Below are 11,870 nucleotides of genomic sequence, written 5' to 3'. Positions count from 1 at the left end.
TTACTTCAACCTTAATTACCTTTTGATTCAAAATCCCTCTTATCCAACCGCCCACTCCGCTGCTTTTTCAGCATGGATTTTTGTTGTGTCATAGAGCGGAAGGTCTGTATCTTCTTGCTTTACCAGCAATCCAATCTCCGTACAGCCCAAGATAACGACCTCAGCGCCTGCATTTTTTAAATCATCGATAATAGCAAGATAAGTCTGTTTAGAGCTTTCTTTTATGTTTCCCAAACACAGTTCGTCATAAATAATTCGGTTGACCTCAGCAATACCTTTTTGGTCTGGAATAAGAACCTCCAAACCGGCCTCATGCAATTTTGATTTATAAAAATCTTGAGTCATAGTGTACTTGGTTCCCAATAAACCAACTTTTTGAACTCCATTTTTAAGCAAGCTGTCAGCAGTTGCCTGTGCAATATGCAAAATCGGAATAGCGATTTTCTCTTGAATCTGAGGTGCAACCTTGTGCATGGTATTGGTACAGATAACAATGAAATCCGCACCCGCACTCTCTAGTTTTTGCGCAATACCGCTTAGCAAATCCGCACTTTTGTCCCAATCTCCGCTTGCTTGATACTGCTCAATTTCCGCAAAATCAACGCTGTAAAGCAAAATCTTAGCCGAATGCAAACCGCCGAGTGCTTTTTTTACTGCTTCATTGATAAGCTGATAATATGAAGTGGTGCTTTCCCAGCTCATACCACCAATCAGGCCGATAGTTTTCATAGCTAACTAAAATCCTCCTTGCTGATAGCCACCGACGGATAATGCGACAGAGTGTTAAGATCGGTATCCAGCGGTAAATCGTAGACAGCCAGATAATTGTCTGGATACTGGGTTGTCAGTTCTTGATATTTGACCTCTACTTTTTCGTGGTCGCTGCTGGCAAAGAGCACTTCCACGACGGCAGTTTCTTTGCCTTCTTCTACAAAAGCGTTGACGATGATGCGTATCATACAGTCTCCTCCATCACAATTCTTCACCCAAACCAAGAATATCTCCCTTATCCCCGTAATGGAGAATGCGCAGGTATTCGCCCCAGACTCGGGATTTCCCAATCTCTGTGTCCATCCAATGCTCACGGCTAATCTCAATATCCTTGTAAAAGGCATTAAAGGTATAGGGAACATGGGTCAGGTGCTTGGGTAAGTGCTTGGCCAGAGTCCGCCACTGTCGGCCTGTCGCATGACTTTTGCAGATAAACATGACAGACCGCACGCTATTGAAATCAAAGATTTCCTTGGCGAAAAGCACATTTTCCAAAGTGTTGCTGGAGGAATTTTCGGAGACAATCGCCTCCTCAGGAATGCCCGCAGCCAGCAGGTGCTGGATGATGACTTCTGCCTCTGTATCTCCCTTCCAATCTGGATGAGCTGTCCCGGTCAGACTCCGGCCGCCAGTGACGAGGATTTTTTTGACATAGCCTTTTTGGTAAGCCTCGATTGCTTTCTCCCAGTGGCCTGGATGCGTACCGCTAAAGACAAATAAGACATCACATGCCTGAGGTTCAACTTTTTCTCCAAAAGTCACTGTGGTCAAAAAATCTGTTTCTTCTTCCGAAAAATTTTCTGGCGCTTCAGGACTTTTAGGGATAATCGGTCTCATCTGTAACATTTCCTCCGCAGAATTTTCTTAAAAATCAATCCCCTTGCCGAACTCCTCAACCTCATCCGGCTCATCACTAAAGACCGTCACATGCCCCATCTTGCGATTGTACTTCGCTTCTATTTTACCATACATGTGGAGGTGGGCGCTTGGATTTTCTGTGACATATTTTTCAGCAGCCTCGACGTGTTGGCCGAGAACATTGAGCATGACTGCAGGCGCATGCAGTTGGATGGCTGGTAATGGTGCTCCGAGAACGCCCAAGATATGGGTGTCAAATTGTGAGAAGTCGCAGGCTTCGATGGAGTAATGCCCAGAGTTGTGTGGACGTGGGGCAATCTCATTGACGATGATATCATCAGCTGTCGCAAACATTTCCACGCAGAGAGTTCCAGACAAGTTAAGCTGGTTTGCGATTTGCACCGCCATGACTTTGGCTTTGTCAGCCAGATTAGCCGGAATGCGAGCAGGCACAATGGTCTTAGACAGGATATTGTTGCGATGGATATTTTCCTGAACTGGGAAAACCGTCACGTCCTTGCCATTTCCTGATACAATAACCGAAATTTCAAGGTCAAAGTTAACGAATTCTTCCAAAACGCAGTCCGCTGAGTTCGCTAGCGCATAGGCTTCTTCCAAATCTTTTTCCGAGCGAATAACCTTTTGACCATGTCCATCATAGCCGCCTGTTGCAGTCTTGAGGACATAGTTTTTCGACAGGTCCATATCAGTCAAGTCTTGGCTAGAAGTCACGACCTTGTAGGGTGCCACGGTGACTTGTGCCTTGTTTGCGAGGAAGTCCTTTTCAAAAATGCGATTTTGCGAAATGCGGAGCAGGTCTGTCCCTTGAGGGAGCTGACCATCCTTGATGACGGCATCCAGCCCGTCAGCATCAACATTCTCAAACTCATAAGTCAGGACATCACAGCGCTCAGCCAATTGACGCAAAGCATCCACATCATCGTAAGGCGCCACAATCATCTTAGACACGCGAGAGGCGGGGCAGCCCGCCGCAGGATCCAGCGCGATGACCTTGTGGCCCATGTAGATAGCAGAGATGGCCATCATCTGCCCCAGCTGACCGCCGCCGATAATTCCGATGGTTTTAGTTGAGTTCATTAGTGGACTCCTCAGCGATTTTTCCTTGTTCTTCAGCAAAGTTGGCAAGTGCATCCGCAATGGCTGTATCTTCTACCGAGAGAAGACGAAGGGCAAAGAGAGCCGCGTTGGTCGCCCCCGCTTCGCCAATGGCCATGGTCGCCACAGGGACCCCGCCCGGCATCTGGACGATGGAGTAGAGTGAGTCCAGACCGCTGAGAGCGCGTGATTTAACCGGCACACCGATGACCGGCAACGTTGTCTTGGCCGCTACCATGCCTGGCAGATGGGCTGCCCCGCCGGCCCCTGCGATGATGACCTTGATGCCGCGGCCGCGGGCTTCTTCTGCATGCTGAAACATGAGATCCGGCGTCCGGTGGGCCGAGACAACCTTCTTTTCATAGGCAACGCCAAATTTATCTAGCACTTCAGCGGTTTTCTGCATGGTGGCCCAGTCGGATTTGGACCCCATGATGATGGAAACGAGTGGTTTCATATTTTCTCCTTTGAATAAACTAAATCTTTTGCTCAATATTTTTCACAGTGGCTGGCTCCACGCTGTAGTGTTTGACCGTCTGATCAACCAAATGTTTCACGCTTTTCGGATTGATCAAGAGACGAAGTGTAACCGTCGCAAGAGGTATAAAGCTTGGAAAATCCTGCCAGACAGGCGTCAGCACTTCCTGGCTGTCGCTCTTCCAGAGCCACTGCCTGATGGTCTGGAGGATTTTTCTCCTGCTTTTTGTCCTCTCTGCAGTGCCGATGATCAAGGCCATGAGACTATGTGTCTGTATCCCTGCCTGACCAAGTCTGACCTCAGGCTCCGCATAGCTGTGGGTGGCTAGGTCGATCATGATTTTGGGGAAATGAACCCCAGCTTTATAGGCATTAGCCGGCTCCACCATTCGGGGATTGCACTCGATATAGTAAAACTGCCCTTCCCTGCGGATAAAATCCAAGGTCAGACTGCCGTGCCATTTTAAAAACCGGCCTAATTTTTCAGCGTGTTCTCTTGTCTCCTCAGATGCTATGCTTAATCTGGCCGCAGCTGAACCGCCTGCGCCAGACCCCGCTTTTAGGCTGGTATGCACTGCCAGCAAGCGGCCATGGTCAAACACTGCCTGCACCTGACCGTAGTCCCCAGCAATATCTTGCTGGACCATCCATCTTTCGTCATTAGCGGATAAAAGCTCGGCAGCCTGCAGCAAGTCATCTTGATTGCTGATCTGATAGACCGAACGCCCGGCGGTGCCATAGTCTGCCTTTAGCCAGTAGGGGCAGTCCAAGCGGATGGAGTTTACATCCTTTACGTACTCCCACTTGGGAATGGGCAGGCCCAGCTGATCCGCAGTCTCGGCAAAAGCAATCTTTCCAGCCAGTTTTTCAAACTGTTCCTTATCAGCCAGTGCAATCGGCAATTCTGCGGGTAAAAACGGCTTTCCATTGGCCAGCAGCCAGCCCTCTTCATGGGTCGGCAGGATAGCTGTGTAGGTTTTTTGATCCAGCAGCTGCTGCACCTGCTTCAAGTAGTCTGTCGGAAAACGATTGACATCAACCGTCGGAATTCTGTGAGTCAGCCGACTGAAGGCTGCAATGGGAAATCTGCTGGGAGACAGAACATCAATTTTATAGCCTGATTTGAGCAAAACCGTCAGAGTCTCCCGCGAGGTTAGGCTGGAACCTTCTAAGAACAGTAGTCTGTTTGGCATTTTTTAAATTATTTATATGTTTAAAGCTTGATGTGTTGGCTTTACAAGGCCTTGCTTCCGATATCGGTCCGGTAAAAGAGGCCTGCGGTTTCCTGCTGGTCCAGCTGCTGGTAGATTCTTTCCTGCGCAGCCTGGACGCTGTCGGCTGTGGTGACCAGCATGTAGACCCGGCCGCCGTTGGACAGCAGGGCGGAGCCATTTTCCACAAACTGAGCCCCGGCATAGTAGGTGATGATATCGCCCTCGGTCTTGGCCGGAAGCGCCACACCCTTCTCATAAGCCAGCGGGTAGCCGTCAGAAGCCACGACCACGCCTAGGGTCACGCCCGCATCCAGCCAAGTAATCTCAGGCTCCTGGCCATTCAAGATGTCTGTGATGTTTGCCGCAAAGTCAGAGGTCAGGCGGGGCAGGATAATCTGGGTCTCCGGATCGCCAAAGCGGGAGTTGAACTCAATGACCTTAGGACCGTCAGCTGTCAGGATAAGACCGGCATAGAGCACGCCCAGATAGGGCCGTCCTTCTGCTATCATGCCCTCAAGGACCGGCTTGATGATGGTCTGGACAGAGGTCTCAACCACCTCCGCAGCCAGATGGGGCACCGGTGCATAGGCGCCCATGCCGCCGGTATTGGGCCCCTTGTCGCCATCATAGGCCCGCTTGTGATCCTGGGCGGTCGGCAGGATATAAAACTTGTCGCCATTGGCAAAGGCAAAGAGGGAAAACTCCTCACCAGCCAGAAACTCCTCGATGACCACCCGGGCACCGCTGTCGCCAAACTTGTTATCCAAGAGCATGTCTTGGGCTGCTGCTACGGCTTCCTCCACCGTCTCCGCTACGACCACGCCCTTGCCCAGGGCCAGGCCGTCCGCCTTAACCACGATGGGCGCGCCTTCCTTTTCGATATAGGCCTTGGCCGCTGCAAAGTCAGAGAAGGTCTCGTAGCGGGCGGTCGGAACGTTGTATTTCTTCATGATGGACTTGGCAAAATCCTTGGACCACTCCAGCTCAGCTGCCAAGCGGGAGGGACCGAAAGCCTTGAGGCCGGCTGCTTCAAAGTCGTCCACAATCCCAGCCGCCAGCGCATCGTCCGGACCGATAAAGGTCCAGGCAACAGCATGGCTCTTGGCAAAGTCAATCAATTTGGAATGTTCGGAAATTCCAAGATCCACCAAATCCAATCCGTCCAAGGTCATACCATCATTGCCCGGAGCCACGAAAACCCGCTCCACCTGCGGAGATTCTAACAATTTCTTGGCAATCGCATGCTCACGACCGCCCGAACCAACAACTAAAAGCTTCATGTCCAACTCCATTCACGAATTATTTATCTAAATTATATCATAATCGTTCGTTTTGTTCCATGAAAATGAGGAAAATAGGGAGAATAATCCGACCCGGCAGGAAAATTGACAAGCTGCGGCAAAAAGAAAAGGCCATGCTCAAATAATTGAACACGGACCCATTCTCTAGTAAACATCCCTCCGATGCCCCACCGCAAAGACTTCAATGACAATTTCGTCGTCCAGGATATGGGCCAGGATGCGGTAGTTTCCGACACGGTAGCGCCACTCACCTACACGATTGGCGGTCAGACTTTTGCCATGCTGGCGGGGGTTATCAGTGCCTTGCAGATGGCTGTCAATCCAAGTCAAAATGGAAGTTCGAGTATAAGTATCTAATTTTTTTAGCTGTTTTAAAGCTTTTTTCGTATAGATTACCTTATAGCTCATAGGCCAAATTCCTTCATCACATCTTCATGTGAGATTCTTTGACCATCATCCTCGGCCATGGCCTGTCTGAGGATCTGCAGGTCGTACTCGTCCTCGATTTTTTCCAGCATAGCCTGGCGGGCAAATTCTGAGATAGTCAGGCCGTGCAGTTGGATATAGTTTTTAATCAAATCACCGTCTTGGTCATTGATTCTAAGTGTCATTGTAGCCATCTGTCTTCTCCTTTGAATACTTTGTATTCGTATTGTACAAAAAATCTCCAAGCTTGTCAACTCTTGCCAATAAGGCGAAGCAGTCTTGCAAATCCTCAAAGAAGAGCTGTTTTTCCAATCTTTTTCCGAATAATAGAAGTGAAAGCTTTCTAAAAATTTATGCAAAGGAGATTTATGAGGAAATATAAGAAACTGCTCCTAACATCTGCCTTCCTGCTGGCTGCAGGCTGGGGATTGGTCCAGCCTGTCCAGGCCAATACCGGAATCAATGTTATCACATCCAGTCCGACTGCTGGTATATTAGAGGTACAGGTGACCAATCTGCCGGATGACATCTCTAATCTACAGCTGCCCATCTGGTCCGAACACCAGGGTCAGGATGATTTGCATTGGTACAGCGCCAGCAAGACCGGTCCCGGCAGCTTTTCGCTCAGAGTCTATCTGAAAAATCATCATTTTGACACGGGCAGCTACCAGATTCATCTCTATACGACTGATACTGTCAACGGCCAGCTAAAGGGACTGCTGCCTGCCAGCACGCAGGTTTCTAAGGAAAATGCAGCTCCGCAACACCCCGTCATTCAACTGACCGAGCTGGATGTCAATCGAGGCACTTATAAAATTTCCGTGCAGGAAACGGACCTGACAAAGTTTATTCGCTCCGTATCTGTCGCCAGCTGGTCTGCCAGCGATCAGAGCAATCTCAAATGGTATGAAGCCAGCTCCAACGGACAGGGGGAATTTTCTGCAAGGGTGGACATTCGCAACCACCAGAAAATCAAAGGAAACTATCTCAATCATGTCTATGTGACCTATACCGACGGCAGCCGAATGGGCTATGTGGCCGAGCAAGTTGATTTTACCAATTTGCAGCTGCCGGTTGAAGTTGCTGTTCAGCTTAAGCAAAAGGGGATTTTCCAATTTTCAGCTGAAAATATCCCCAGCTCTGCGCCGCTTTCCTATGCCGTTTGGTCGGATGAGGGCGGGCAGGATGACTTGCGCTGGTATTCGACCAGCCAGAGCCAGAGCGATCTTTTTAAGGGCGAGATCCCTCTAAGCAATCACAAGGGGACAGGGACCTACCATCTGCATCTTTATCAGGAGGGACGGGGTTTGCTGCCGATGACTTTTCAGGTGAAGCAAGAAGACAGGGCAGATGCTCCCCTCGCTGCTGCTCTTGCCCTCCATGAGCCCGACTACGCCGGGGCGGGCAGCTATCCTGTGGGCCAGTGCACTTGGGGCGCCAAAGTCTTGGCACCATGGGCCGGCAGCTGGTGGGGCAACGGCGGCCAGTGGGCAGCCAGTGCTCGCGCCGCGGGATTCCGTACCGGCAGCAGTCCTCAGGTCGGAGCCATCGCCTGCTGGGATGACGGCGGTTACGGCCATGTCGGCGTTGTGACCCATGTTGAGTCCGACACCCGCATCCAAATCAAGGAAGCCAACTATCTGGGCAAGCAATACATTGACAACTTTCGCGGCTGGTTTGACCCGACGGCCTCTTACTGGGGACATCTGACTTATATCTATCCAAACTAATCATCAAAAAATCCTCGGCTGAGGATTTTTTTGATCTTCTTAATGTCTAAAGTGCCTTACACCGGTAAAAATCATGGTCAGGCCGTGCTTGTCAGCCGCCTCGATCGACTCTTGGTCCCGGACTGAGCCGCCGGGCTGGATGATAGCCTTGATGCCGGCTGCAGCGATTTCTTCGATATTGTCCGCAAAGGGAAAGAAGGCGTCAGAAGCCAGAGCTGCACCCTCCAGCCGGTCCTTGGCCTGGTCGATGGCAATCTTGACTGATGCCACCCGGTTGGTCTGACCCGGTCCGACACCCAGAACCTGGTGGTCATCCGTGATGATGATGCCGTTAGACTTGACATACTTGACGGATTTCCAGGCGAATTCCAGAGCCTGGCGTTCCTGCTCACTGGGCTGGCGCTTGGTCACGACCTGCCAGTCGGATGGATTTTCCTCGACCACGTCTTGATTTTGGACCAGAAGGCCGCCTAGGACTCCGGTCACTTCTGCTTCTGCTCCAGATGCGGCTTGGGCTTCAAAAGCCAGCTGCAAAATCCGCAGATTTTCTTTTATTGGTCAAAATGGCCAGCGCTTCATCCGTATAGCTCGGTGCGATGATGATTTCCAGAAAAATACCATGCATCTTCTCAGCTGTCGCAGCGTCTACCTGCCGGTTGAGGACCACGATGCCGCCGAAGATCGAAACCGGGTCAGACTCATAAGCGTAGTCCCAGGCCTGCTCAATGGTCTCACCCTGGCCAATGCCGCAGGGATTCATATGCTTGAGGGCTACTACAGTCGGCTGGTCCTGAAAGTCACGGATGATGCGGATAGCCGCATCCGCATCCCGGATATTGTTAAAGGACAGTTCCTTGCCGTTGAGCTGCTTGGCAGAGGCGATGGAGTAGTCCAGAGGCAGGGCCGTTTGATAGAAATCCGCATCCTGCTGAGGATTTTCCCCGTAGCGCATAGGCTGCTTGAGCTCATAGGTCAGGGTCAGCTTTTCAGGCTTGGCTTCGCCCACCTGAGCGGTGAAATAGTCCGCAATCAGAGCATCGTAGGCCGCTGTATGGCGGAAGACCTTGGCTGCCAGACGCTTGCGGGTTTCTAAGCCGGTCTTGCCGTCTGCCGTCAGCTCAGACAAAACAAGAGCATAGTCAGCCGGATCGACCACAACGGTCACACTGGCATGGTTTTTAGCCGCAGAGCGCAGCATAGACGGTCCGCCGATGTCAATATTTTCCACCGCGTCCGCATACTCCACACCCGGCTTCAAGATGGTTTCCTTGAAAGGATAGAGGTTGACCACGACTAGGTCAATGAGGTCAATACTCTGCTGCTTGGCCGCATCCAGATGGCTGTCCAGATCTCGGCGAGCCAGAAGACCGCCGTGAATCTTGGGATGGAGGGTCTTGACCCGGCCGTCCATCATCTCAGGGAAGCCGGTCACATCATCGATGGCAATGGTTGCCACCCCTGCCTGGTCCAGGGCCACCTTGGTCCCGCCAGTTGAGATAATATCCCAGCCCAGAGCCTTGAGCTCTTTTGCAAATTCTACAATGCCTGTCTTGTCTGATACACTGATCAAGGCTTTTTTAGTCATTTTTTTCCTCTTTCTTTAGGTCTAAGCGCATAGCGACTTCTTTATATTCTTCAATCCAGCCGGTTTCCTCAAATCCCAGACTGGTCAGCAGATGCTTCATCCGATTGTCACCGAATCACCACAGCAATAGCCGCTGAATAGGCTCCAATAGCTGTCACCAATCTGTCTTTAGCTTCCGGCTTATCCAGACTATGATGAGCCATCAGGATTTGCTTGTCCTTCTTGCTCTCTCCCTTGACTAAAATAGTCGCAGCACGAAGCAGGGACATGAGGAGAAGCAGCCCAGGAGCTCCGTAAACAAGCTGATTGCCCCTGCCAGAGATTTCCAGACTTTTCACCCGTTGCAGATCCGCGATGGCAAAATTTTGACTAAAAGCAAGCAGATGATTTTTGTAAATGGCCAGTCCGACCGTTTTGTCCAGATAGGCTGCGCCGCTTTCGATATTGTTCAAGTCGCCCATGAGTTCAGGATAAGCTTCAAAAAAGGCTTTTGCAGCTTTTTTGGACTTGCGCCAGCGCACCAGAATGAAGATATTGGGAAGGGCTGCAAAAATTGCATAGAAAATCAAGGCAAAAAAAGCTGCCTGAGCGAAATTCCAGACTGGATTTTCCAGATCAGAGATAGAAAAATAATCTTCCTCATTAAAATAAAGCTTTATTTCTCTGGGAATATCCGGCAACTGGCTGGTTTTCTCGACAATCTCTGTGATTTTTTCGTTCTTCCTGGAACCATTTCGGCTGCCCAAAACTCTCTGCGGCTGGTCTGACAGTTTGTCCGCATTTTTCAGGAGATTTTTGGTATCTTCACTGTTGGGATCCGCCTGCAGGACAAAATACTCCGTCAGACTATCCGACAGCCAGTAGCCCGCCAGATAAAGATTGGTCCCGTCCACATCCGTCGCCAGCGGCTCAGACTGGAGGTAGTTGATACTGATGTAGCTGTTGCCTTTGACTGCCATCCAGTTATTGTTATGAGTTCTGATCGAATCTTTAAAAATATCCTTTGTGATCATAATTGATATGAACAGCAGCAAAGCTGACATGACCGCCATGAAGATTTCAATTTTCCCTAAATATTTCACTTTCATCTTATCTTTTCTCCACACCCAAACTCTCCAAAACTGCCGGATAGAGCTGATACTCCGCGGCATGAATCCGCTCTTCAAAACGCTCCAAAGTATCAGCTGCTAAGCGCGGCACGCGCACTTGTTTGATGACTTTCCCAGTATCAACGCCGCTGTCCACCCAGTGAACGGTCACGCCGCTCTCAGCGGCACCGGCCTGCCAGGCGTCCTCAATCCCGTGGGCACCGGGAAATTCCGGCAGATAGGCTGGATGGATATTGATGATACGGCCTTCATAGGCCGCCAGAAGAGTGGGCCCAACGATTTTCATGTAGCCGGCCAGACAAACCAGATCAATCTGGTGCACAGCGAGCAGGGCCGCCACAGCCTCTTCATAGGCCGTCTTGCTGTCAAATTCCCTGAGCTCAAAGGCATAGGAAGGTACACTCAGCTGTTCCGCCCGCTTGAGGACATAGGCATCGCGATGGTCAGAGAAGACAAATTCCACTGGGAACTGTTCTGCTATGACCTGAAAATTAGACCCATTGCCAGAGGCAAAAACTGCTATTTTTTTCATTTAATCATGACACTTTCATTTTCCTTCTTGACAATTCGGCCGATTTCGTAAACGGGCTCCTCCAACAGTTCCTTGACCCGGTCTGCATGTTCAGGTGCCACAGCCAGAATCATGCCCAGCCCCATGTTGAAGATTTCAAACATTTCCTCATGCTTGATGCTGCCGTATTTTTCCAGAGCCTTGAAAATCGGCAGAATCGGAATTCGGTCTTCTTGGATTTCCGCAGCCAGCTCATCCCCAAACATGCGGGGCACATTCTCGATAAAGCCGCCGCCGGTGATGTGAGCAATCCCATGAACCAGCTCTTCCTTAATCAGCGGAAGCAAAGCCTTGACATAGATGCGGGTCGGCTCCAGCAGGACTTCCTTGAGCTGTTTGCCTTCCAGTTCAGGCAGAACTTCCTCGCCTGTGTAGTCCGCAAAGACCCGGCGGACCAGCGAATAGCCGTTTGAGTGAATGCCGCTGGAAGCCAGCCCCAGCAGGACATCGCCTTCAGCCACTTTGGAGCCGTCAATGATTTGGGATTTTTCAGCCACACCGACCGCAAAACCAGCCAAATCATAGTCGTCCTGACCGTACATGCCCGGCATTTCAGCGGTTTCTCCGCCAATCAGGCCAGCACCGGCCTGGACACAGCCCTCAGCCACGCCGGCCACCACCTGCTCCAGCTTGGCTGGCTCATTTTTCCCAGTAGCGATATAGTCTAGGAAATAGAGGGGCTCAGCCCCCGCAGCGATGATGTCGTTGACAC

At 50.7% G+C, this 11,870-nt stretch carries 13 protein-coding genes and 2 pseudogenes; 1 reads left to right on the top strand and 14 read right to left on the bottom strand.

Translation table 11 applies throughout. The features are described from left to right. Positions 1-39: 39 nt before the first annotated feature. The 9 genes from STRDD11_RS12200 to STRDD11_RS12160 form a co-directional block, all read right to left on the bottom strand. Positions 40-729 carry an aspartate/glutamate racemase family protein gene (locus STRDD11_RS12200; protein ID WP_128837530.1) on the bottom strand — a complete coding sequence of 230 codons (690 nt, stop codon included), beginning with the start codon at positions 727-729 and terminating at the stop codon, positions 40-42. 2 nt (positions 730-731) lie between these two features. After that, positions 732-959 carry a phosphoribosylaminoimidazole carboxylase gene (locus STRDD11_RS12195; protein ID WP_128837529.1) on the bottom strand — a complete coding sequence of 76 codons (228 nt, stop codon included), beginning with the start codon at positions 957-959 and terminating at the stop codon, positions 732-734. Positions 960-972: 13 nt separating this feature from the next. Then, the gene (locus STRDD11_RS12190; protein WP_128837528.1) at positions 973-1,608 is read right to left on the bottom strand and encodes a YdcF family protein; all 636 of its coding nucleotides are present in this window, start codon (positions 1,606-1,608) and stop codon (positions 973-975) included. Positions 1,609-1,635: 27 nt separating this feature from the next. Continuing rightward, on the bottom strand, positions 1,636-2,727 hold the full coding sequence (gene purK, locus STRDD11_RS12185; RefSeq protein WP_128837527.1) for a 5-(carboxyamino)imidazole ribonucleotide synthase: 1,092 nt from the start codon (positions 2,725-2,727) through the stop codon (positions 1,636-1,638). Further along, a complete protein-coding gene (purE, locus tag STRDD11_RS12180; protein WP_128837526.1) occupies positions 2,714-3,202 on the bottom strand; it encodes a 5-(carboxyamino)imidazole ribonucleotide mutase in 489 nt (162 codons plus the stop codon). The genes purK and purE overlap by 14 nt, the downstream gene beginning before the upstream one ends. Positions 3,203-3,221: 19 nt before the next feature. Next, positions 3,222-4,415, bottom strand: coding sequence for an ATP-grasp domain-containing protein (locus tag STRDD11_RS12175; protein WP_128837525.1), 1,194 nt, complete (start codon positions 4,413-4,415; stop codon positions 3,222-3,224). Positions 4,416-4,456: 41 nt separating this feature from the next. Beyond that, positions 4,457-5,716, bottom strand: coding sequence for a phosphoribosylamine--glycine ligase (gene purD / locus STRDD11_RS12170; RefSeq protein WP_128837524.1), 1,260 nt, complete (start codon positions 5,714-5,716; stop codon positions 4,457-4,459). Between the two features lie 165 nt (positions 5,717-5,881). Beyond that, the gene (locus tag STRDD11_RS12165; protein WP_128837523.1) at positions 5,882-6,145 is read right to left on the bottom strand and encodes a type II toxin-antitoxin system RelE family toxin; all 264 of its coding nucleotides are present in this window, start codon (positions 6,143-6,145) and stop codon (positions 5,882-5,884) included. Beyond that, complete coding sequence (locus STRDD11_RS12160; RefSeq protein WP_128837522.1) at positions 6,142-6,357, bottom strand: type II toxin-antitoxin system RelB family antitoxin; 216 nt, start codon at positions 6,355-6,357, stop codon at positions 6,142-6,144. The genes STRDD11_RS12165 and STRDD11_RS12160 overlap by 4 nt, the downstream gene beginning before the upstream one ends. Positions 6,358-6,531: 174 nt before the next feature. Here STRDD11_RS12160 and STRDD11_RS12155 point away from each other — a divergent pair, with 174 nt between their 5' ends. Beyond that, positions 6,532-7,893, top strand: coding sequence for a GBS Bsp-like repeat-containing protein (locus tag STRDD11_RS12155; protein ID WP_164828497.1), 1,362 nt, complete (start codon positions 6,532-6,534; stop codon positions 7,891-7,893). A gap of 39 nt (positions 7,894-7,932) precedes the next feature. Here the strand turns inward: STRDD11_RS12155 and purH are convergent. The 5 genes and pseudogenes from purH to purM all read right to left on the bottom strand — a co-directional run. Next, positions 7,933-9,478, bottom strand: a pseudogene (gene purH / locus STRDD11_RS12150) (bifunctional phosphoribosylaminoimidazolecarboxamide formyltransferase/IMP cyclohydrolase). Further along, a pseudogene (locus STRDD11_RS12145) lies at positions 9,471-9,590 on the bottom strand (N-acetyltransferase); the annotation flags it as partial. The pseudogenes purH and STRDD11_RS12145, both read right to left, overlap by 8 nt. Continuing rightward, a complete protein-coding gene (locus STRDD11_RS12140; RefSeq protein WP_128837520.1) occupies positions 9,586-10,566 on the bottom strand; it encodes a hypothetical protein in 981 nt (326 codons plus the stop codon). The pseudogene STRDD11_RS12145 and the gene STRDD11_RS12140, both read right to left, overlap by 5 nt. A gap of 1 nt (position 10,567) precedes the next feature. Then, the gene (gene purN / locus STRDD11_RS12135; RefSeq protein WP_128837519.1) at positions 10,568-11,119 is read right to left on the bottom strand and encodes a phosphoribosylglycinamide formyltransferase; all 552 of its coding nucleotides are present in this window, start codon (positions 11,117-11,119) and stop codon (positions 10,568-10,570) included. Continuing rightward, positions 11,116-11,870, bottom strand: a 755-nt coding sequence (purM, locus tag STRDD11_RS12130) for a phosphoribosylformylglycinamidine cyclo-ligase (protein WP_128837616.1), incomplete at its 5' end; no start/stop codon positions are given. The genes purM and purN, both read right to left, overlap by 4 nt.

The sequence above is a fragment of the Streptococcus sp. DD11 genome (genome assembly GCF_001578865.1).
Classification (GTDB): Bacteria; Bacillota; Bacilli; order Lactobacillales; family Streptococcaceae; genus Streptococcus; species Streptococcus panodentis.
This window is presented reverse-complemented; position numbering and strand designations above follow the sequence as displayed.

What these genes read in the sequence shown, in the direction of transcription:
- STRDD11_RS12200 (WP_128837530.1), bottom strand. Translation starts at nt 729, where the DNA reads ATGAAAACTATCGGCCTGATTGGTGGTATGAGCTGGGAAAGCACCACT.
- STRDD11_RS12195 (WP_128837529.1), bottom strand. Translation starts at nt 959, where the DNA reads ATGATACGCATCATCGTCAACGCTTTTGTAGAAGAAGGCAAAGAAACT.
- STRDD11_RS12190 (WP_128837528.1), bottom strand. Translation starts at nt 1,608, where the DNA reads ATGAGACCGATTATCCCTAAAAGTCCTGAAGCGCCAGAAAATTTTTCG.
- purK (WP_128837527.1), bottom strand. Translation starts at nt 2,727, where the DNA reads ATGAACTCAACTAAAACCATCGGAATTATCGGCGGCGGTCAGCTGGGG.
- purE (WP_128837526.1), bottom strand. Translation starts at nt 3,202, where the DNA reads ATGAAACCACTCGTTTCCATCATCATGGGGTCCAAATCCGACTGGGCC.
- STRDD11_RS12175 (WP_128837525.1), bottom strand. Translation starts at nt 4,415, where the DNA reads ATGCCAAACAGACTACTGTTCTTAGAAGGTTCCAGCCTAACCTCGCGG.
- purD (WP_128837524.1), bottom strand. Translation starts at nt 5,716, where the DNA reads ATGAAGCTTTTAGTTGTTGGTTCGGGCGGTCGTGAGCATGCGATTGCC.
- STRDD11_RS12165 (WP_128837523.1), bottom strand. Translation starts at nt 6,145, where the DNA reads ATGAGCTATAAGGTAATCTATACGAAAAAAGCTTTAAAACAGCTAAAA.
- STRDD11_RS12160 (WP_128837522.1), bottom strand. Translation starts at nt 6,357, where the DNA reads ATGGCTACAATGACACTTAGAATCAATGACCAAGACGGTGATTTGATT.
- STRDD11_RS12155 (WP_164828497.1), top strand. Translation starts at nt 6,532, where the DNA reads ATGAGGAAATATAAGAAACTGCTCCTAACATCTGCCTTCCTGCTGGCT.
- STRDD11_RS12140 (WP_128837520.1), bottom strand. Translation starts at nt 10,566, where the DNA reads ATGAAAGTGAAATATTTAGGGAAAATTGAAATCTTCATGGCGGTCATG.
- purN (WP_128837519.1), bottom strand. Translation starts at nt 11,119, where the DNA reads ATGAAAAAAATAGCAGTTTTTGCCTCTGGCAATGGGTCTAATTTTCAG.